This window comes from Pseudomonas sp. EB271-G4-1 (assembly GCF_058791355.1).
In genome coordinates this window covers 51737-72289 of record NZ_JBYTEO010000012.1, presented here as the reverse complement: position 1 = coordinate 72289, position 20553 = coordinate 51737, and the positions used below count along the sequence as shown (strand labels likewise).

Sequence of the window (20553 nt, the reverse complement as noted above, 5' to 3'; positions counted from 1 at the left end):
ATCTCCTTGTTATTTTTTTGGCGGCAATGCGATCACTCGGCCGATGCAGGCGGGGGCGGGCAGGTCGCTCTGTTCGGCGACCATGGCTTGCAGCCGGCCCAGGGTCTGCTCGCTGAATGGCGTGGAGCGTGGTCCGGCGAGGTCGACGTGCAACAGCATTTGCTCGTTGCCCGCCAGCTCCTTGGCGTCGCCCACCAAGTGCAGGCTGTGGTAGAGGTGCAGGCGTTTATTGTCGTGGCCGATGATTTGTGTGTGCACCTCGACCTCGGCGTCGAGCTTCACTTCGTGCAGGTAGTTGAGGTGCAGTTCCAGGGTGAACAGCGAGTTGCCGCTGGCTTCGCGGTTGCTGCTGTCCATGCCGAGGCGGTCCATCAGGGCGTCGGTGGCGTAGCTGAAGATCAGCAGGTAGAACGCGTCGCGCAGGTGGCCGTTGTAGTCGACCCAATCGGGGATGATGCGGGTTTGATAGGTGGTTAGTGCGGGCATCTTGCTCTCCAGAGATGATCGTTCCCACGCTCTGCGTGGTAACGCCTCCTGTGACGCTCTGCGTCACGATCTTTTGGGACGCGGAGCGTCCCGGGCTGCATTCCCACGCAGAGCGTGGGAACGATCAGTGGTACGGGTTACTCGCTGAAACTCATCCCATGCTTCTCTTTGGTGGTCTTCACGGCTTCCAGCACCGCCAGCAGGCAATCATCACGATAGCGCTCCAGCGCCGAAATGCTGTGTGTGCCCAACTGATCGCTGGTGCCATCCACCACATCGTCGATCAGTTTTTCCGTCAGTTCCGGCGCCGGCAGGTAGGTCCACGGCAACTGCAGGGCGGGGCCGAACTGAGCCATGAAGTGGCGCATCCCGGCGTCGCCACCGGCCAGGGTATAGGTCAGGAATGTGCCCATGAACGACCAGCGCAGACCGGCGCCAAAACGAATCGCGTCGTCGATTTCGCCGGTCGTCGCCACACCGTCGTTAACCAGGTGCAGCGCCTCGCGCCACAGCGCTTCGAGCAAGCGGTCGGCGATGAATCCCGGCACTTCCTTGCGCACGTGCAGCGGGCGCATGCCAAGCGATTCGTAGACTTTCATAGCCGCCTGCACGGCTTCGGGGGCGGTATTCTTGCCACCGACCACTTCCACCAATGGCAACAGGTAAACCGGGTTGAACGGGTGGCCGACCACACAGCGCTCCGGGTGGGTCGAACTCTCGTAGAACTCGCTTGGCAACAGGCCGGAGGTGCTGGAGCCGATCAATGCATTGGGCTTGGCCGCGGCGCTGATCTTGCTGTGCAACTCCAGTTTCAGTTCCAGGCGCTCAGGAGCGCTTTCCTGGATGAAATCGGCGTCGCGCACGCATTCTTCGATGGTTGCGACAAAGCGCAGGCGATCCTGCGAGGCTCCGGGCGCCAGGCCTTGTTTCTCAAGGGCGCCCCAGGCATTGGCGACGCGTTTGCGCAGGGCGGCTTCGGCACCGGGGGCCGGGTCCCAGGCCACCACGTCGAGGCCGTGGGCGAGGGCGCGGGACACCCAGCCGCTGCCGATGACACCGCTGCCCAGTGCGGCGAAGGTTTTGATTTCGGTAATGAAGGTCATGGCAATTTCCTGAAGAATTCGATGATTCCCTTGTGGGGCAGACCCTTGCCACAAAAGCCCACACCCACAAGGGGAAAAAAGGGGGGGGGGAGGATTAACCGCGCTGTTTCAGGCCCATTTTCTTGCGGCCCTCAGCAGGCGTGAGCACACGGGCACCGAGGCGGCTGAGGATTTCGCTGGCGCGTTCGACCAGTTGGCCATTGGTCGCCAGTACGCCCTTGTCCAGCCACAAGTTGTCTTCCAGCCCAACTCGCACGTTGCCACCCAGCAGCACGGCTTGCGCGGCCATCGGCATTTGCATGCGGCCGATGCCGAAACCGGCCCACACGGCGTCGGCCGGCAGGTTGTCGACCATGGCTTTCATGGTCGTGGTGTCAGCCGGCGCGCCCCACGGGATGCCCAGGCACAGTTGGAACAGCGGGTTGTCGAGCAGGCCTTCCTTGATCATCTGCTTGGCGAACCACAGGTGACCGGTGTCGAAGATCTCCAGCTCGGCCTTAACGCCCAGTTCCTGGATGCGTTTGGCGCCCGCACGCAGCTGTGCCGGAGTAGAGACGTAAATGGTGTCGCCATCGCCGAAGTTCAGGGTGCCGCAATCGAGGGTGCAGATTTCCGGCAGCAGTTCCTCGACATGGGCCAGACGAGTCAGTGGACCGACCAGGTCAGTGTTCGGGCCGAACTCCATCGGGTTCTCGCCCGCGCCGATTTCCAGGTCGCCGCCCATGCCGGCAGTGAGGTTGACGATGATGTCCACGTCGGCTTCGCGGATGCGCTCCATCACTTCGCGGTACAGCGCCACGTCACGGCTGAACTTGCCGGTTTCGGGGTCGCGAACGTGGCAGTGAACCACGGTAGCGCCGGCCTTGGCGGCCTCCACGGCTGCGGCTGCAATCTGTTTCGGGGTGACCGGCACATGTGGGCTCTTGGCGGTCGTGTCGCCAGCACCGGTGAGTGCGCAGGTGATGATGACGTCGTGGTTCATTTGGCGGCTTCCTTCAGGCGTGGTGGTCCCGTTCGCAGCCCGTTCGGGCCGCGAATCGGTGGTTCAATTGAGGGTTACTTGCTGGTCAGCTTGAGGTTTTCAGCCGCAGGCTTGCCGTCGAAGGTGGTCACGCCTTCCAGCCAGCGCTGCTTGTCTTGCGGGTGATCCTTCAGCCACTGTTTGGCGGACTCGAAGGCGTCCTTGTGATCCAGCAGCGGCTGCATCATCCGGCTTTCATCTTCGGCGGTGAACGTCAGGTTGCTCAGCAGGCGACCGATGTTCGGGCACTGCTCGGCGTAGGTCGGCGAGGTCACGGTCCAAACCGTGGCCATGCCTTCGTTAGGGCCGAGGGCGTCTTCACTGCCGGTGAGATAGGTCATCTGTACGTTGACGTTCATGGGGTGCGGTGCCCAGCCGAAGAACACCACGGCTTCCTTGCGGCGCACGGCGCGATCCACCGCCGCGAGCATGCCCGCCTCGCTGGATTCGACCAGTTGGAATTTGCCGAGGCCGAACTGATTCTTGGCAATCATCGCCTTGATCTGGGTGTTGGCGCCTGAGCCTGGCTCGATGCCGTAGATCTTGCCGCCCAGCTCTTTTTCGAACTTGGCGATGTCGGCGAAGGTCTTCAGGCCCTTGTCGGCGAGATAGGTCGGAACGGCGAGGGTGGCACGTGCGTCTTTCAAGTTGGGCGCTTCAAGCACCTTGACCTGATTGGCGTCGACGAACGGGGTGATGGTCTGGGTCATCAGCGGGTTCCAGTAACCCAGGAACAGGTCCAGGCGCTGATCGCGAATCCCGGCGAAGATGATTTGCTGGGAGGCGCTGGTTTGTTTGGTGCTGTAGCCGAGGCCGTCGAGCAATACCTGGGTCATCGCACTGGTGGCGATCACGTCGGTCCAGTTCACCACGCCCATGCGCACGTTCTGGCACGACGCCGGTTCGGCTGCCATGACACTGGCGCTCAGCAAAGCGGTACCACTGAGTGCAAGAACACAGCTGCTGATCAGTCGTTTCATTCTCAGGTTCCTCGGCAGTTTCATTATTGTGGGTCCGGTCGTCTGTGCGCCGGTGATGTCACGTTACGCAGCTAATCTGCCACGAAAGCGCACTGCGGCGACCGACTCTTGCACTGCAGCGACCTGTGCTCTTGAATGCCTTCTGCAAGTGGCGTATCAACGTCTTCACGCTACCCGTCGAACGAGTGCGCTCCATGTCCCAGGATTTCTATTTCTTGTTGATGCCGGGTTTCTCGGCGATTGGATTTATCTCGGCAATCGAGCCATTGCGGGTTGCCAATCGCTTTCGCGGCGAGCTCTATCGCTGGCATGTATTGAGCGCCGATGGTGGGGCGGTGCTGGCCAGTAACGGCATGTCGGTCAACGCCGACGCGGCGCTGGAGCCGTTGAAAAAAGGCGCGACGTTATGGGTGGTCGCCGGCTTCGAACCGCTGAAATTCGCCACTCCGGCGCTGGAGCACTGGCTGCGTCGCCTCGACAACGAAGGCGTGACGCTCGGCGCCATTGACACCGGCAGCTTCATCCTCGCTGAGGCAGGTTTGCTCGACGGTCATCGCCTGACCCTGCACTGGGAGGCCATCGACGCCTTCAAGGAGTCCTATCCGCAGCTCAGCGTCACCCAAGAGTTATTCGAGATCGACCGTCGACGCATCACCAGCGCTGGCGGGACCGCGTCGATCGATTTAATGCTGGATCTGATCGCCCAGTCCCATGGCCCGGAACTGGCAATCCAGGTCAGCGAGCAATTCGTGCTCGGGCGCATCCGTCCGCGTAAAGACCACCAGCGCATGGAAGTCGCGACGCGTTATGGCATCAGCAACAAGAAGCTTGTTCACGTGATTGGCGAGATGGAGCAGCACAGCGAGCCGCCGCTGAGTACGTTGGAATTGGCGGAATCGATCAAGGTCACCCGGCGTCAGCTGGAGCGCTTGTTTCGCCTGCACCTGAACGACACACCGAGCAATTTCTACCTGCGCCTGAGGCTGGAGAAAGCCCGGCAACTGCTGCGCCAGACCGATATGAGTGTGTTGGAGGTGAGTATTGCCTGCGGGTTTGAATCGCCGTCGTATTTCACCCGCAGTTATCGGGCGAAGTTCGAGCGGTGCCCGCGGGAGGATCGGCGTACCGCCAAAGCATAACCACCCCGAAAACCTGTGGGAGCGAGCCTGCTCGCGAAGAGTCCGGCACATTCAACATGGATGTTGACTGAACCGCCGCCTTCGCGAGCAGGCTCGCTCCCACAATGGGCAACTTATTTCTTCAGAAGTGCCGAGCAGGCTGCCTTGTACGCCTCATGCTGATACTTGTTCAGCGTCTCCGGCGGCTCAAAACCATGCTTCTTGGCCTGTGCATTGATCGTCTGCGGCGACAGCAGCGTCACCTCGCAATTCTCCAGCAACTGGAAAACGCCCTCGATCTTGAACGTGGTCGGCCCACCGGCAAACTCACCTTTCTTGCTGCGCTTCTTGATCACGATTCGATCTATCGAGTTCTCGCGAACAAAGGATGCGACCTGAGCGGCAAACACTTTGACATTGGCGGCTTCGTCGTCATCCTCCAGGGCGATTTTCTTGGTCGCAAGCGCGACATGGCTCAGCGTGGAACCGTCGAGAGCTGCCACGGCGATGATCGCTTCGCTGCCTTTGATTTCGATGCCGCAGACTTTCATGGTGAATCCCTTTTCTGGCTGAAGGCGTGAAGCTTACAGCTCCAGTTGAATAGCAGGCGTTACTCCTGCCCAATCGTCTCCAAAAACTCCGACCGCTCGTCACTCATCCGCGCCACGCAATCATTCTGCGCAATAGTGAATGCCTTGCTGCCGGCGGTGGCCGGGAAGGCTTCGATGGCGCAGTCAGCGTCGCGGGTTTTCAGCCATTGTTGCTGGGCGGCCTTGATCTTGGCGGTGATCTCGGCCAATTGCGACGGGTTCTTGCCGTAGAGCGACTGCATGCGTTCGTTCAGGCTTTTGTAGTTTTCGCTCAGCAAGTCTTCGGCGGTGGTTTTGCTGAAGGCGGAGCATTCCAGGGTCTGTACGTCGTTTTCGACTTTGTCGCAGGGGGTGTCTTCAGACTCCTCGGCGGCGTGTACGCCGGTCGCAATCAGTGCCAAGGCCAGGACGATGAATTTCATGTGGTTGCCGCTCCCATCCAGTGAAGCATCAAGAGATGTGGCGAATTCTGGCCCAAGCGGATTGCCTTGAACAGGTCGGCAATTGTGCCTTGCGACGACCCTTTGTCGCGGATTGACGCTTTCGGCAATTCCCCTGTCGTTTTTGCACCCGGCTACCAATGCACCGAGGCATATGCTGGCCCCAAAGCGCCGACAGACGATTCGGCGCATGAATCGCTAACAAGGGGACAGCCTGATGAGCCCAGCCGAATTGCACGCCGACAGCATCGTTATCGACGGGCTGATTATTGCCAAGTGGAACCGTGAACTGTTCGAAGACATGCGCAAGGGCGGTTTGACCGCAGCCAACTGCACCGTGTCGGTATGGGAGGGCTTCCAGGCCACCGTCAACAACATCGCCGCCAGCCAGAAGCTGATCCGCGAGAACAGCGACCTGGTGATTCCGGTGCGCACCACCGCCGACATCCGCAAGGCCAAGGAGCAGGGCAAGACCGGCATCCTCTTCGGTTTCCAGAATGCCCATGCGTTTGAAGACCAGATCGGCTATGTCGAAGTGTTCAAGCAGCTGGGCGTCGGTATTGTGCAGATGTGCTACAACACCCAGAACCTGGTCGGCACCGGTTGCTACGAGCGTGACGGCGGCCTGTCGGGCTTCGGTCGTGAAATCGTAGCCGAGATGAACCGCGTAGGCGTCATGTGCGACCTCTCCCACGTCGGTTCCAAGACGTCCGAAGAAGTCATCCTCGAATCGAAAAAGCCGGTGTGCTACTCCCACTGCCTGCCGTCGGGCCTCAAGGAGCACCCGCGCAACAAGTCCGATGAAGAACTGAAGTTCATTGCCGACCACGGCGGTTTCGTCGGTGTGACCATGTTCGCGCCATTCCTGGCCAAGGGCATCGATTCGACCATCGACGACTACGCCGAAGCCATCGAATACACCCTGAACATCGTCGGTGAAGATTCGATCGGTATCGGCACCGACTTCACCCAGGGTCATGGCCAGGACTTCTTCGAGTACCTGACCCACGACAAGGGCTATGCCCGCCGCCTGACCAGCTTCGGCAAGATCATCAACCCGCTGGGTATCCGCACCGTCGGCGAGTTCCCGAACCTCACCGAAACCCTGCTCAAGCGCGGCCATTCCGAGCGCGTGGTGCGCAAGATCATGGGCGAGAACTGGGTGAACGTCTTGAAAGATGTCTGGGGCGAATAAGCCACCGCTCTTCTGAATCCTTTCCTGCGGCCGTCCGCGCCGCAGGCAACAACAAAATTTTTCTGGAGTTAAGTTTCCATGGCCAAGATCGCCCCGCAATTGCCTATCGAAGTCGACAGCGAAACCGGTGTCTGGACGTCCGACGCGCTGCCGATGCTGTATGTGCCCCGTCATTTCTTCGTCAACAACCACATGGGCATCGAGGAAGTGCTGGGCGCCGAAGCTTACGCCGAGATTCTCTACAAGGCCGGCTACAAGTCCGCCTGGCACTGGTGTGAAAAAGAAGCCGAATGCCATGGCCTGGAAGGCGTTGCGGTGTTCGAGCATTACATGAAGCGCCTGTCGCAGCGCGGCTGGGGCCTGTTCAAGATCCAGGACATCGACCTCGACAAAGGCACCTGCAGCGTCAAGCTTGAACACTCGGCATTCGTCTACGTGTACGGCAAGGTCGGGCGCAAGGTCGACTACATGTTCACCGGTTGGTTTGCCGGCGCGATGGACCAGATCCTCGCCGCTCGTGGCAGCAAGATCCGCACCGTGGCCGAACAAGTCTACGGTGGCTCCGAAGAGGGCCACGAAGACGGCTTGTTCACCGTCAAGCCGTTGTAAGTCGAGGAACCCGCCATGGCTTTCGAAGCAATGTTCCAGCCGATCCAGATCGGCAAACTGACCATCCGTAACCGCGTGCTCAGCACTGCACACGCCGAGGTCTATGCGACCGACGGCGGCATGACCACCGACCGGTACGTCAAGTATTACGAAGAGAAGGCCAAGGGCGGGATCGGCCTGGCGATCTGTGGCGGTTCGTCCGTCGTCGCCATCGATAGCCCGCAGGAGTGGTGGAGCTCGGTGAACCTGTCCACCGACCGCATCATCCCGCACTTCCAGAATCTTGCGGACGCCATGCACAAGCACGGCGCCAAGATCATGATCCAGATTACCCACATGGGCCGTCGCTCGCGTTGGGACGGCTTCAACTGGCCGACGCTGATGTCGCCGTCCGGCGTACGCGAGCCGGTGCACCGCGCCACCTGCAAGACCATCGAGCCGGAAGAAATCTGGCGGGTGATCGGCAACTACGCGCAAGCTGCGCGTCGCGCCAAGGCCGGTGGCCTGGACGGCGTGGAATTGTCGGCGGTGCACCAGCACATGATCGACCAGTTCTGGAGCCCGCGGGTCAACAAGCGTACCGACGAATGGGGCGGCACCTTCGAAGGTCGCATGAAATTTGGCCTGGAAGTGTTGAAAGCCGTACGCGCCGAGGTCGGTGACGACTTCTGCGTGGGCATGCGTATCTGCGGTGACGAGTTCCACCCGGATGGCCTGTCCCATGAAGACATGAAGCAGATCGCCAAGTATTACGACGACACCGGCATGCTCGATTTCATCGGCGTCGTGGGCTCGGGTTGCGACACCCACAACACCCTGGCCAACGTGATTCCGAACATGAGTTATCCACCGGAGCCGTTCCTGCATTTGGCCGCCGGTATCAAGGAAGTGGTCAAGGTTCCGGTGCTGCATGCGCAGAACATCAAGGACCCGAACCAGGCCACCCGTATCCTGGAAGGCGGTTACGTCGACATGGTCGGCATGACCCGCGCGCACATTGCCGACCCGCACCTGATCGCCAAGATCAAGATGGGCCAGATCGACCAGATCAAGCAGTGTGTCGGTGCCAACTACTGCATCGACCGCCAGTACCAGGGCCTGGACGTGCTGTGCATCCAGAACGCCGCGACTTCCCGTGAATACATGGGTCTGCCGCACATCATCGAAAAAACCACCGGCGTTAAACGCAAAGTGGTGGTGGTCGGTGCCGGTCCTGCCGGGATGGAAGCCGCTCGTGTGGCTGCCGAGCGCGGCCACGACGTAACCCTGTTCGAGAAAAAGGACTTTATCGGTGGCCAGATCACCACGGCGTCGAAAGCGCCGCAGCGTGACCAGATCGCCGGTATCACCCGCTGGTATCAGCTGGAGCTGGCACGGTTGAAAGTCGACCTGCGCCTGGGCACCGCGGCGGATGCGCCGACCATCATGGACCTGCGTCCGGATGTGGTGGTGCTGGCCGTCGGCGGTCATCCGTTCATCGAGCAGAACGAGCACTGGGGCGCGGCTGAAGGCCTGGTGGTCAGCAGCTGGGACATTCTCGACGGCAAGGTTGCACCCGCCAAGAACGTGCTGGTCTACGACACCATTTGCGAATTCACCGGCATGTCGACTGCCGACTTCCTCGCCGACAAGGGCAGCCAGGTCGAGATCGTCACCGACGACATCAAGCCAGGCGTGGCCATTGGCGGTACGTCGTTCCCGACCTACTACCGCAGCATGTATCCGAAAGAAGTGATCATGACTGGCGACATGATGCTGGAGAAGGTCTACCGCGAAGGCGACAAGCTGATAGCGGTGCTGGAAAACGAATACACCGGCGCCAAAGAGGAGCGGGTGGTGGACCAGGTGGTCATCGAGAACGGCGTGCGTCCGGACGAGGAGATCTACTACGCGATGAAGGAAGGCTCGCGCAACAAAGGCCAGATCGACGTCGAAGCCTTGTTCGCGATCAAGCCGCAGCCATGCCTGGAACAGAGCGGCGACGGCTACCTGCTGTTCCGCATCGGCGACTGTGTGGCCCAGCGTAACGTGCATGCGGCGATCTATGACGCGCTGCGGCTGTGCAAGGACTTCTAAAATCACACCGAACCAATGTGGGAGCGGGCTTGCTCGCGAAGAACGATAACGCGGTACACCTGATACACCGCGTCGCCGGATTCGTGAGCAAGCCCGCTTCCACATGAGACCCCGCGGTCTTTGGGAGCTTCACCATGCTCAACACCCTTCTTCCCATCCTGATCTTTGCTGCCCTGGGCCTCGCGGCTCTCGGCGCATTGCGACGGGTAAACATGTGGCGCCGAGGCCGGGCCTCGAAGGTCGATCTGATCGGCGGCCTGTTCGCCATGCCCAAGCGTTACATGGTCGATCTGCACCATGTAGTGGCGCGGGACAAATACATTGCCAACACCCACGTCGCGACGGCCGGCGGCGCAGTGGCGTCCATCGTGCTGGCAATTCTGGTGCATGGTTTCGGATTGCATAACCGCTTCCTCGGTTATGCATTGTTGTTGATGTCGGCGGTGATGTTCGTCGGTGCGGTCTTTGTTTACCTGCGTCGGCGCAATCCACCTGCGCGCCTGTCGAAAGGTCCGTGGATGCGCCTGCCGAAAAGCCTGATGGCATTTTCGGTGTCGTTCTTCCTCGTGACCCTGCCGGTGGCCGGTATCCTGCCGGAAAACTTCGGCGGCTGGCTGTTGGCGGTGATCCTCGGGATTGGCGTGCTGTGGGGCGTGTCCGAGCTGTTCTTCGGCATGACCTGGGGCGGGCCGATGAAGCATGCCTTCGCCGGTGCCCTGCACCTGGCCTGGCACCGTCGTGCCGAGCGCTTTGGCGGCGGTCGTTCCACCGGTCTGAAACCCTTGGATCTGAACGACCCAAGCGCGCCACTGGGCGTGGAAAAACCCAAGGATTTCACCTGGAACCAGTTGCTCGGCTTCGACGCCTGCGTGCAGTGCGGTAAATGCGAGGCCGCGTGCCCGGCCTTCGCCGCCGGCCAGCCGTTGAACCCGAAAAAATTGATCCAGGACATGGTCGTCGGCCTGGCTGGCGGCACCGATGCCAAATTTGCCGGCAGTCCGTATCCGGGCAAGCCCATCGGTGAACACGCCGGTAATCCGCATCAACCGATCGTCAATGGTCTGGTGGACGCCGAAACCCTGTGGTCGTGCACCACCTGCCGCGCCTGTGTCGAGGAATGCCCGATGATGATCGAGCACGTCGATGCCATCGTCGACATGCGTCGCCATCTGACCCTGGAAAAAGGCGCGACCCCGAACAAGGGTGCCGAAGTCCTGGAAAACCTGATCGCCACCGACAACCCGGGCGGTTTTGCGCCAGGCGGGCGGATGAACTGGGCGGCGGACTTGAACCTCAATCTGCTCAGCGAAAAGAAATCCACCGACGTGCTGTTCTGGGTGGGCGATGGCGCCTTCGACATGCGCAACCAGCGCACCTTGCGTGCGTTCGTCAAAGTGCTGAAAGCGGCAAAAATCGACTTCGCCGTGCTTGGCCTCGAAGAGCGCGACAGCGGTGACGTGGCTCGCCGCCTGGGCGACGAGGCAACCTTCCAGTTGCTGGCCAAGCGCAACATCCAGACCTTGGCCAAGTACAGCTTCAACCGCATCGTCACCTGCGATCCGCACAGCTTCCACGTGCTGAAAAACGAATACGGCGCTTTCGATGGAAACTACCTGGTGCAGCACCACAGCACCTACATGGCGGAAATCATCGACGCCGGCGCGCTGAACCTTGGCCAGCACAAGGGCGACAGCGTGACCTATCACGATCCGTGCTACCTCGGCCGCTACAACGGCGAGTACGAAGCGCCGCGCCAGGTTCTGCGCGCGCTCGGCATCGAGGTCAAGGAAATGCAACGCTCCGGTTTCCGCTCGCGCTGCTGCGGCGGTGGCGGCGGTGCGCCGATCACCGACATTCCGGGCAAGCAGCGTATCCCCGACATGCGCATGGAAGACATCCGCGAGACGGGCGCCGAACTGGTGGCCGTGGGCTGCCCGCAGTGCACCGCGATGCTTGAAGGTGTGGTCGAACCACGACCGTTGATCAAGGACATTGCCGAACTGGTGGCCGACGCGCTCCTGGAGGATCAGGCCCCAAAGTCGGCTACGCCGGCCAAACGTGAACCCGCGGAGGTGCACTGATGAGCGACATTATCCGCCGCGACCCCCGTGCCGAATGGATCGCCCGTAACCGTTTGCACCCTCTGCACGCCGCCATGCAACCGGCGCAGCACAGTTGGATGGGGCCTAACGGCGTCATTCGCAAGAACCCGCACGGCATCGGTTTCATCGGCCCTAACGGCATCAAGCGAATCGACCGTAGCGGCGCTCAGCAGGGCGGGACGACGAAACGTTCGGCCGCCGTTGAAGTGCAATTACCGCTGCATCAAGTCCCTGCGCCGGCATTCTTCATCTGCGTGGTGCCGGACATGGTCGGCGGCCGCTTGAGCAGTCACGACCGAGATCTGCTGGGGCTGGCCCATCAACTGGCCGGCAGCGACGGCGCGGTGTTGGCCGTGGTCTTTGGCGAACACAAGGAAAACGCGTTTTCCACAGCCGGCGTCGATCGCCTGCTGGTGCTGGAAGGCGAAGAGTTCAGCGGTTATGCACCGGAACAACGCGTCCAGGGCCTGCGGGCTGTGGATAACCAGTTCAACCCACGTCACTGGCTGCTGCCGGACAGTCGCAGCGGCGGTGGCGAATTGGGTCGGCGCTTTGCCGCTGCCTTGGGCGAACGCCCGGCCACGCGGGTTTGGCAGGTCAAGGATCAGGAGTGCATTGGTCGCGCCGGTGCCGGTTTGCAAGATCTGGCGCGTCCGGTTGCACGGTTGATCCTGGCCGCCGTCGAATGCGCCGAGCCGGTCAGCGAAACCCGTCACGAAGTTTTGCCGGTGGAGTTATCCACAGCCGTCGCCCGCAGTCTCTCGCGCATCGAGGATCTGGGGGCGGTGGCGGTGGACCCGGCGGCGATTCCCATGGCCGAAGCCGAATTCATCTTCTCCGGCGGCAACGGGGTCAAGGATTGGGACTTGTTCCACCAGACCGCCGCAGCCCTTGGCGCCACCGAAGGCGCGTCGCGGGTGGCGGTGGACGATGGTTTCATGGCGCGCGACCGTCAGGTCGGCGCGTCCGGCACCTGGGTCACCGCGAGGGTCTATGTGGCGGTGGGGATTTCCGGGGCAATCCAGCACCTGCAGGGCATCGGTGCCTGCGACAAGGTGGTGGCGATCAACCTCGACCCGGGTTGCGACATGATCAAACGGGCCGACCTGTCGGTAATCGGCGAAAGTGCGGAGATTCTTCGGGCCTTGATCGCGGCGGTAGAAGCCTACCGCAACGACGCCAAGCGCGATGCGGCTTAAGGGAAGGAAAGGGTTATGAGCACGAAAATCATCAGCCTGGTGTCCATCGGCGCCCACCCGACTTCCGGTCGACCACGTCGCGCGGAACAGGATGCACGGGCGGTGGAGTTGGGCTTGCAGCTGGCTGGGGATAACTTGCAGGTGCTGCACGCCGGCGACGTTGGCGAACCGGCCTTGCGCGCTTATCTGGGCATGGGGCTGGAACAATTGCATGTGCTTGAACAACCGCAGGGCGCCGATGCGCTTCCGGCGTTGACCGCTTATTTGCGCGATGCCGGGGCACAGGTGGTCCTGACCGGTAGCCAGGCGGAAACCGGCGAGGGCTCGGGCATGCTGCCGTTCCTGCTGGCCGAAGGCCTTGGCTGGCCGCTGGTGGTGGGATTGGCGCAGGTCGAGTCGATTGATGGGGGTTCGGCGCTGGTACTGCAGGCTCTGCCGCGCGGTCAGCGGCGTCGCTTGAAGGTTCGCTTGCCGTTTCTCGCCACTGTGGATAACGCTGCGCCAAAGCCTCGGCAAAGCGCCTACGGTCCGGCCCGGCGCGGAGTTTTGCAAGCCAATGAGGTGGAAATCGTCGACGATGAATTGCTCGCGGTCGCCACCCTGCAACCGGCCAAGCCACGGCCGAAGCGCTTGAAGGTAATCAAGGCCAAGAGCGGCGCCGATCGCATGAAAGCCGCAACGGCGAAAGCCAGTGGTGGTGGCGGACAAGTGCTCAAGGGCGTGACGGCACAGGCGGGGGCTGAAGCCATCCTTAAGTTGCTGATCGAAGAAGGTGTGGTCCGCTAGCGGTCCGTTTGGGGGCAGGTCAATGGCAGTAGAATTTCGTCCGGCAGTGCGCGCGGATGCGCGCGAGATTGCGCGTTTGTTCCAGATTTCATCGGAGGGTGCTGCGGATTACATCTGGAGCCAGATAGCAGAACCGGGGCAGGATCTGTTGGACGTCGGAGCCCTGCGTTACGCCCGCGACGATGTGGATTTCTCCTGGCAGAACTGCCTGATCGCCGAAGCTGAAGGTAAGGTCATTGGCATGCTGCACAGCTACGTGATGCGTCACGATCCGTTCGCGGCACCGGTGACCGACCCGGTGCTGGCGCCGTACGCCAAGATGGAAATCCCCGACACCCTTTATATTTCCAGCCTGGCGCTGCACGAAGGCTGGCGCAACCAGGGGCTGGGCAAGCAGTTCCTTGCCTACGCCTACGACCGCGCCAACCGGCTCGGGCTCAATGGCTTGAGCCTGATCGACTACGCCGCAAACACCGGTGCCCGGCGGTTCTATGAGCGCCATGGTTTCCGTGTTGTCGATACCTGCCAGATTGCGCCGCATCCGATGATTCGAGTCACGGGAGAAGCCTATTTGATGTATCGCCCTTAACGGGCTGCCCGGTGGCGGGCGGCCCTATAAGGCCTGATAGTGTTGGCTTTAGTGGCTTTGTTAGGGTAGTTAACAGTTTGTACCCACTATCTTCGGCAGTGCCGTTAAAACACAGTAAGCCGTTTTAACAAGATTTTTCCTGGTTTACCCACAATCCCTGTTAGCTCTTCTGTGGATAACATGTTCGCCCCTCGCTATACCTCTTTAAAACCGTGGGCTGCAAGACTTAGGTCAAATTATAACCAGCATAAGATACGGTTTTTTCACACTTTTTTATCCAAAGCAGGCCCCTAGTTGCCCCCAAAGTCTGTTGGCGCTTCTGTGGATAAGATGTTCGCTTACCGCTGAGGGCCTTATAAACAGCGGCTTTCAGGCTTCTGGTTAAAAATTGATCAAAGATGGCTTTTTAACGGTTATCCCCTGCGTAAACCCTCAAAAATCGCGGCTTTCAGCGCTTTTCCACAGATGAACAATAGTTGCCCCCAAAGTCTGTTGGCGCTTCTGTGGATAAGGTGTTCGCCATCCTCTGCAGGCCACGTATTTCGTGCTTTATAGAGGTTTGATCAATAAATGATCAGGCGCTGTGAAAAACCTTGATTCTGGATAAGTCACGGATTTTCTTTGAGTTCTGTGGAGAAAGTTATCGGCATTTCCACAGTTGTCCCCATTTGCTGTGGGTGGAGATGTGGATAACTTGTTTGCGGAAGGCTGGGAGGCGCACAGGGTATAGCTCTGAACGCAATAGATCATATTTCGTACAGTGCTAAAGAGGTGGTATGAGATATGAATTCGGAAGAGAACCCGTCCCTGTAGGAGCGAGCATGCTCGCTCCTACAGGGGGGGCGTGGGCGTTAGCCCTGGACAGGGACGCCTTTGAGGTACGGCGCAGGCTCGGCGCCCAGGTTGCTCAGCAGGCGCTCGCTGTACCAATCGACGAAGTTCACCACGCCGAATTCGTAAGTCTTGGAGTACGGACCTGGCTGGTATGCCGTGGAGTTGATGCCACGCTGGTTCTCTTCGGCCAGGCGACGGTCCTGGTCGTTGGTGGCGTCCCAGACCTGGCGCATGCGGTCAACGTCGTAATCCACACCTTCAACGGCGTCCTTGTGCACGATCCACTTGGTGGTGACCATGGTTTCCTGCGCGCTGATCGGCCACACGGTGAACACGATGATGTGGTCGCCCATGCAGTGGTTCCACGAGTGTGGCAGGTGCAGGATGCGCATCGAGCCCAGATCCGGGTTCTTGATACGGCCCATGAGTTTGGCACAGCCTTGTTTGCCGTCCAGGGTCATCGACACGGTGCCCTTGAGCAAAGGCATGCGCACGATGCGGTTACGCAGGCCGAAGCTGGCGTGGGCGTAAGGGATCTTTTCGGCTTCCCAGGCAGCGGCAGAGGCGGCCACGTGGTCCTTGAACGCCTGGTCGGCGCGCGGGTCGGTGACGTCGTCCCATTCCAGCAGGGTTTTCAGCAGTTCCGGGTGCGACGCATTGCAGTGGTAGCACTCGCGGTTGTTTTCCAGCACCAGCTTCCAGTTGGCTTTCTCCATCAAGGTGGTGGTGATTGCCACCTTGGTGTTTTCCATGTCGTACGGTTCCATGTAATGGCTGAGCGTCGACAGGAAGTCATCAATGGCTGGCGGATTCTCCGACAGGCTGATGAAGATGTAGCCACCGGCGGTCTTTACGTTCACCGGCTTGAGGCCGTACTGCTTCATGTCGAAGTCGGCGCCCATTTCGGTGCCGGCAAACAGCAGGCGACCGTCCAGTTCATACGTCCACTGGTGGTAGTGGCAGACCAGTTTGGCGACCTTGCCTTTTTCGCTGGTGCACAGGCGCGAACCACGGTGGCGGCAGACGTTATGGAAGGCATGCACCACGCCTTCGGCACCACGAATCACGATGATCGGGTTCTTGCCCACTTGCAGGGTCAGGTAGTTGCCCTTGGCTGGGATTTCGCAGGTCATGCCGGCGATCAACCACTCTTTCTGAAAGATTTCCTGCATGTCGATATCAAACAGGCGCTCGTCAGAGTAGAAAGGCTGCGGCAGCGAGAACGTGCGTTCGCGCTCTTGCAGCATCTGCGCGGTGGCCTTGCGTGCGGGTTCCAGCGGATCGCCCAGGCTCAGGGTAGTAGTGACGTCCATCGTTTAATCCTCAAGGCCATCTGCGTGGCCGGCGAAAGTGGCTAATCAGGTGTACTGCTAAGGGTGCTACGCAAGGTGTAAAGATTGTGTCTTGGTATGGGGCGAGTGTGGGGCCGGCGCTGGCCAGAACCTTATCCATGGGCGACATGGTGCAATCTGTTCCCGACGCGCAAGCCCCGGTCGTTGGGGGCTGGTCGCGATAAGCATGTGAATGTCGCAGATAGGTAAATGGCTGTTTCGCGCTATACGCAGAATCGCCAACATGAAGGCCGACAGTCGGCCGTGGAGATCAGCATGTCCAACAGCTTCCTGAACCCGGTAACCACCCAGACCTGGGCCAATGGTCGGCACATCGTCCGTTGTGTCAAAGTCATCCAGGAAACCTGGGATGTGCGCACCTTCTGCTTTATGGCCGACCAGCCGATCATGTTCTTCTTCAAGCCGGGGCAGTTTGTCACCCTGGAGCTGGAAATCGAAGGCCAGCAGATCATGCGTTCGTACACCATTTCCAGCTCGCCGTCGGTGCCGTACAGCTTTTCGGTGACCATCAAGCGAGTGCCGGGCGGCAAGGTTTCCAACTGGCTGCACGACACCTTGCACGAAGGCCAGGAGCTGGCGGTACACGGGCCGGTCGGGCTGTTCAACGCCATGGATTTCACTGCGCCAAAGGTGCTTTACCTCAGCGGCGGCGTTGGTATCACGCCAGTCATGTCCATGGCGCGCTGGTTCTACGACACCAACGGCAATGTCGACATGGTGTTTATCCACAGCGCCCGTTCGCCCAAGGACATCATTTACCACCGCGAGCTGGAACACATGGCGTCGCGGATCGACAACTTCAGCCTGCACCTGATCTGCGAGAAGCACGGTATGGGTGAGCCTTGGGCCGGCTATCGCGGTTACCTCAACCATAGAATGCTTGAATTGATGGCGCCGGACTTCCTGGAACGGGAAGTGTTTTGCTGCGGCCCGACACCGTATATGAATGCGGTGAAGCGCCTGCTGGAAGCCGCCGGATTCGACATGAAGCGTTATCACGAGGAATCCTTCGGCGCGACGCCGCCAGAGGCGCGTGCCGACGCTGTGGAACACGCCGAACAAGCGGCCGAAGCACCGGAAGTCGACGTGGCGGATCTGCATCAGGTGGAGTTCATCTCGTCCGGCAAGAGCATTCGCGTGGCGCCTGGCGAAACCGTGCATGCGGCAGCGGCCAAGGTCGGTTTGCTGATTCCCAAAGCCTGCGGCATGGGCATCTGTGGCACATGCAAGGTGCTGAAGCTGGGAGGTGAAGTGGAGATGGAGCACAACGGCGGGATCACCGAGGAAGACGAAGCCGAAGGGTACATCCTGTCGTGCTGCAGCGTGCCGAAGGGGGATGTGCGGATTGAGTTTTGATCGCGCCGCCAATATTGGCGTGTAAGGCATGAAATTCCGCACACGGGTTAACAGCCTGTGTGCGGAAGTTGCGCGGGTTACTTGGCGGCAGGGATGTCTTCCCATTCAATTTCAATTCCGAACTGTGTCCGCCCGGAAGGATATCAAAGGTCTTTTTGACGATGCGGTGCGTCTTGCCTTTCTATTTGAAGTGATCCCCCACCTGAACGAGTTCATAGAATTTTTGAATGTCAGATATTTCGTTGGAATGTTTGGTTTCCATATCTGGGATATCCCCTTTAGCAATAGTTTCACGTCGAGATATTGATGTTCCGCGCACAGTCATTAGCCTCCGTACGCAGAGCGAATGATTATTGGGCGGAGGTAGGGGCGGGGGTAGACCAGATCTGGATCTGAATCGACTTGTCGGGGAGCGTCACGTAGGCCTTTTTCGTAATGATACGATCGCCAAAATGTTCTGTGACGTCGTGGTCGCCCACTTGTACAAGTTTGAAGAATTCGTCTCGATCAATGTTTCTGGTTGAGTCGCTTTTGGTTTCCATTTCTGCAATCTCCTGTTGGATTATTCTCCAGCCGAGACGTCGGCAGGAAGTTGGCCCGAAAGACTGCATAGACCTCTTTTCAGGTCGTCAGAAAGTAACCTTGCACAGTCAGGTGGCGGTACTGTCAGAAATATCAGTACAGACGAGCGGTCAGGCACGCATTCCAGCGCGCCCGGCCTCGTCAGTTATCAGTGCGACATCACTTCGCGAATATCCCGCGCCAATTCCCGCACACGCTCCTCTTCGGTATCCCACGAGCACATGAAGCGTGCGCCGCCGTTGCCGATGAAGGTGTAGAACCGCCAGCCCTTGGCGGTCAGTGCGGCGATGGCCGGTTCCGACAGTTGCAGGAATACGCCGTTGGCCTGCACCGGGAACATCAACTCCACACCTGGGATATCACTGACCAATTCAGCCAGCAATTGCGCGCAGTTGTTGGCGTGGCGCGCGTATTTGAGCCAGGCATCGTTTTCCAGGATGCCGACCCACGGCGCCGAGAGGAAGCGCATTTTCGACGCCAGTTGCCCAGCCTGTTTGCAGCGGTAATCAAAGTCTTCAGCCAGCTTATGGTTGAAGAACAGAATCGCTTCGCCCACGGCCATGCCGTTTTTAGTACCGCCGAAGCACAACACATCAACACCGGCCTTCCAGGTCAGATCCGCTGGCGTACACCCGAGGAACGCACAGGCGTTGGAGAACCGCGCGCCGTCCATGTGCAGGTTCAAGCCCAGCTCCTTGCAGGTTGCACTGATGGCGCGGATTTCGTCCGGGGTGTAGACGCTGCCGACTTCGGTGGCCTGGGTGAGGGTCACGACGCGGGGTTTGGGGTAGTGAATGTCTTGGCGCTTGAGGGCGACTTCACGGATCGATTCCGGCGTCAGTTTGCCGTTTTCGGTGCGGGCGATCAGCAGCTTGGAGCCGTTGGAGAAAAATTCCGGGGCGCCGCATTCGTCGGTTTCGACGTGGGCGGTTTCCGAGCAGATCACACTGTGGTAACTCTGGCACAACGACGACAAGGCCAGCGAGTTGGCGGCAGTGCCGTTGAAGGCGAAGAACACTTCGCAGTCGGTTTCGAACAATTTGCGGAAATCGTCGGACGCGCGGGTGGTCCATTCGTCGTCGCCGTAAGCGCGCTGGTGGCCATGGTTGGCCTGCTCCATGGCAGCCCAGGCTTCAGGGCAAATGCCGGAGTAGTTGTCGCTGGCGAATTGTTGGCTCTTATCGGTCATGGCCTGCTTCCGTGGTCGGGACGCTTATGGTGAAGCGTCTCGTGGTCAATGATGGTGCGCACTGTACCGAAGATCATCCGGGGAGCGCACGGGATGTCACTGTCAGAACATTACAAGGATGTCGGGCAATTATGCACACGGCTACACACTTAAAGCAGCGCGACCGTGCACTGGATTTGCTCAAGTGGCTGGCGCTTTTGAGCATGGTGCTCGATCACCTGCGATATGTCGGTTACTCCGCCGATTGGCTGTATGTGCCGGGGCGCTTGGCGTTCCCGTGGTTTTGCGTGGCGATGGCTATCAATCTGGCGCGCAAGCCAGGGGTGGCGACCAGTAGGCAGTGGCGCTATCTGGGTTGGTTACTGATGTTTAGCGCGGTGAGTGAAATTCCCTACCGAATGTTCATTCCCAGCCCCGACACGTTGAATGTGATGCCCACGCTGGCACTCGGTCTGCTGGTGGTGCTCGGCTGGCAGGACCGGACCCTGCAGGCGCGTCTGGTCGCGGCCGGCGCCGTCGTGCTGGCGGCACTATTTGCGCGACAACTGATGTTCGGATTTTTCGGCGTGATGTTGCCGCTGGCGATGCTGCTGGTGATCCGGCGTCCCTGGTATTTCGCGCTGTTACCGGGGGTGGTTTGTCTGGCGGCCAATCAATGGCAGGTGCTTTATTACTCCGTTCGACAGGGTAATGAGGTGGCGATGGCGGCCATCGCCACTTGTCTGATTGCGCCATGGCTGGGGCTGTTCCTGTTGCGACATGCCAGTGACGTAAAACCACCGCCGATGCGACGCTGGGCGTATGCGCTGTATCCCGTGCATTTCCTGGTGTTGCTAGCACTGCGCCAAGCCCTCGCATAACCCCGGGAAAGCTTGTGGGAGCGGGGGGGGTTTGGGGGAGGGGGGGGGGGGGGGAAGCAAGGTTTTTTTCTCCTCTCCTCCTCGAG

Annotated in this window: 19 protein-coding genes; 10 read left to right on the top strand and 9 right to left on the bottom strand. The window is 60.0% G+C overall.

All coding sequences use genetic code 11. The features are described 5' to 3' along the window. Window positions 1-9: 9 nt before the first annotated feature. From AC3WWR_RS08600 to AC3WWR_RS08585, 4 genes are all read right to left on the bottom strand, one after another. The gene (locus AC3WWR_RS08600) at window positions 10-486 is read right to left on the bottom strand and encodes a thioesterase family protein (protein ID WP_020796082.1); all 477 of its coding nucleotides are present in this window, start codon (window positions 484-486) and stop codon (window positions 10-12) included. Window positions 487-623: 137 nt separating this feature from the next. Further along, window positions 624-1589, bottom strand: a complete 966-nt coding sequence (locus tag AC3WWR_RS08595; protein ID WP_020796081.1) for an L-carnitine dehydrogenase — start codon at window positions 1587-1589, stop codon at window positions 624-626. A gap of 94 nt (window positions 1590-1683) precedes the next feature. Then, complete coding sequence (cdhC, locus tag AC3WWR_RS08590) at window positions 1684-2571, bottom strand: 3-dehydrocarnitine:acetyl-CoA trimethylamine transferase CdhC (RefSeq protein WP_020796079.1); 888 nt, start codon at window positions 2569-2571, stop codon at window positions 1684-1686. 74 nt (window positions 2572-2645) lie between these two features. Next, on the bottom strand, window positions 2646-3590 hold the full coding sequence (locus tag AC3WWR_RS08585; RefSeq protein WP_020796078.1) for a choline ABC transporter substrate-binding protein: 945 nt from the start codon (window positions 3588-3590) through the stop codon (window positions 2646-2648). 194 nt (window positions 3591-3784) lie between these two features. Between AC3WWR_RS08585 and AC3WWR_RS08580 the strand changes: the two genes are divergently transcribed. Next, entirely contained in the window at window positions 3785-4729 is a 945-nt protein-coding gene (locus tag AC3WWR_RS08580) for a GlxA family transcriptional regulator (RefSeq protein ID WP_020796077.1), read from the top strand. A 113-nt stretch (window positions 4730-4842) separates the two neighbouring features. Here the strand turns inward: AC3WWR_RS08580 and AC3WWR_RS08575 are convergent, their stop codons facing one another. Both AC3WWR_RS08575 and AC3WWR_RS08570 read right to left on the bottom strand, forming a co-directional pair. Continuing rightward, window positions 4843-5259 carry a DUF3010 family protein gene (locus AC3WWR_RS08575; protein WP_020796076.1) on the bottom strand — a complete coding sequence of 139 codons (417 nt, stop codon included), beginning with the start codon at window positions 5257-5259 and terminating at the stop codon, window positions 4843-4845. A 59-nt stretch (window positions 5260-5318) separates the two neighbouring features. Continuing rightward, the gene (locus tag AC3WWR_RS08570; protein WP_033044083.1) at window positions 5319-5720 is read right to left on the bottom strand and encodes a lysozyme inhibitor LprI family protein; all 402 of its coding nucleotides are present in this window, start codon (window positions 5718-5720) and stop codon (window positions 5319-5321) included. Between the two features lie 235 nt (window positions 5721-5955). On the opposite strand from AC3WWR_RS08570, the gene AC3WWR_RS08565 reads away from it, so the two are divergent. The 7 genes from AC3WWR_RS08565 (at window position 5956) to AC3WWR_RS08535 (ending at window position 14294) form a co-directional block, all read left to right on the top strand. Further along, window positions 5956-6933 (top strand): dipeptidase, encoded by a 978-nt coding sequence (locus AC3WWR_RS08565; RefSeq protein WP_008019494.1) that lies wholly within the window; start codon window positions 5956-5958, stop codon window positions 6931-6933. A gap of 78 nt (window positions 6934-7011) precedes the next feature. Then, entirely contained in the window at window positions 7012-7542 is a 531-nt protein-coding gene (locus AC3WWR_RS08560; protein WP_020796073.1) for a DUF5943 domain-containing protein, read from the top strand. A gap of 15 nt (window positions 7543-7557) precedes the next feature. After that, window positions 7558-9618 carry a dimethylglycine demethylation protein DgcA gene (gene dgcA, locus AC3WWR_RS08555; RefSeq protein WP_020796072.1) on the top strand — a complete coding sequence of 687 codons (2061 nt, stop codon included), beginning with the start codon at window positions 7558-7560 and terminating at the stop codon, window positions 9616-9618. A 134-nt stretch (window positions 9619-9752) separates the two neighbouring features. Then, a complete protein-coding gene (gene dgcB / locus AC3WWR_RS08550) occupies window positions 9753-11699 on the top strand; it encodes a dimethylglycine demethylation protein DgcB (RefSeq protein WP_168759058.1) in 1947 nt (648 codons plus the stop codon). Further along, window positions 11699-12919 (top strand): electron transfer flavoprotein subunit alpha, encoded by a 1221-nt coding sequence (gene etfA / locus AC3WWR_RS08545; RefSeq protein WP_033041262.1) that lies wholly within the window; start codon window positions 11699-11701, stop codon window positions 12917-12919. Before dgcB ends, etfA begins: the two co-directional genes overlap by 1 nt. Window positions 12920-12934: 15 nt before the next feature. After that, entirely contained in the window at window positions 12935-13705 is a 771-nt protein-coding gene (gene etfB, locus AC3WWR_RS08540; RefSeq protein ID WP_020796069.1) for an electron transfer flavoprotein subunit beta, read from the top strand. A gap of 22 nt (window positions 13706-13727) precedes the next feature. Beyond that, complete coding sequence (locus AC3WWR_RS08535) at window positions 13728-14294, top strand: GNAT family N-acetyltransferase (RefSeq protein ID WP_020796068.1); 567 nt, start codon at window positions 13728-13730, stop codon at window positions 14292-14294. Between the two features lie 851 nt (window positions 14295-15145). Here AC3WWR_RS08535 and gbca read toward each other — a convergent pair. Then, a complete protein-coding gene (gbca, locus tag AC3WWR_RS08530) occupies window positions 15146-16441 on the bottom strand; it encodes a glycine betaine monooxygenase oxygenase subunit (protein WP_020796067.1) in 1296 nt (431 codons plus the stop codon). A gap of 294 nt (window positions 16442-16735) precedes the next feature. Between gbca and gbcB the strand changes: the two genes are divergently transcribed. Then, on the top strand, window positions 16736-17836 hold the full coding sequence (gene gbcB, locus AC3WWR_RS08525) for a glycine betaine monooxygenase reductase subunit (RefSeq protein WP_020796065.1): 1101 nt from the start codon (window positions 16736-16738) through the stop codon (window positions 17834-17836). Between the two features lie 350 nt (window positions 17837-18186). On the opposite strand, the gene AC3WWR_RS08520 is transcribed toward gbcB, so the two are convergent. Together AC3WWR_RS08520 and AC3WWR_RS08515 are read right to left on the bottom strand one after the other, a co-directional pair. Beyond that, window positions 18187-18378 carry a hypothetical protein gene (locus tag AC3WWR_RS08520; RefSeq protein ID WP_033042007.1) on the bottom strand — a complete coding sequence of 64 codons (192 nt, stop codon included), beginning with the start codon at window positions 18376-18378 and terminating at the stop codon, window positions 18187-18189. Window positions 18379-18566: 188 nt separating this feature from the next. Continuing rightward, window positions 18567-19607, bottom strand: a complete 1041-nt coding sequence (locus tag AC3WWR_RS08515; protein ID WP_492598644.1) for a threonine aldolase family protein — start codon at window positions 19605-19607, stop codon at window positions 18567-18569. Between the two features lie 131 nt (window positions 19608-19738). On the opposite strand from AC3WWR_RS08515, the gene AC3WWR_RS08510 reads away from it, so the two are divergent. After that, entirely contained in the window at window positions 19739-20467 is a 729-nt protein-coding gene (locus AC3WWR_RS08510) for a TraX family protein (protein ID WP_432669688.1), read from the top strand. The last annotated feature ends 86 nt before the right edge of the window (window positions 20468-20553 follow it).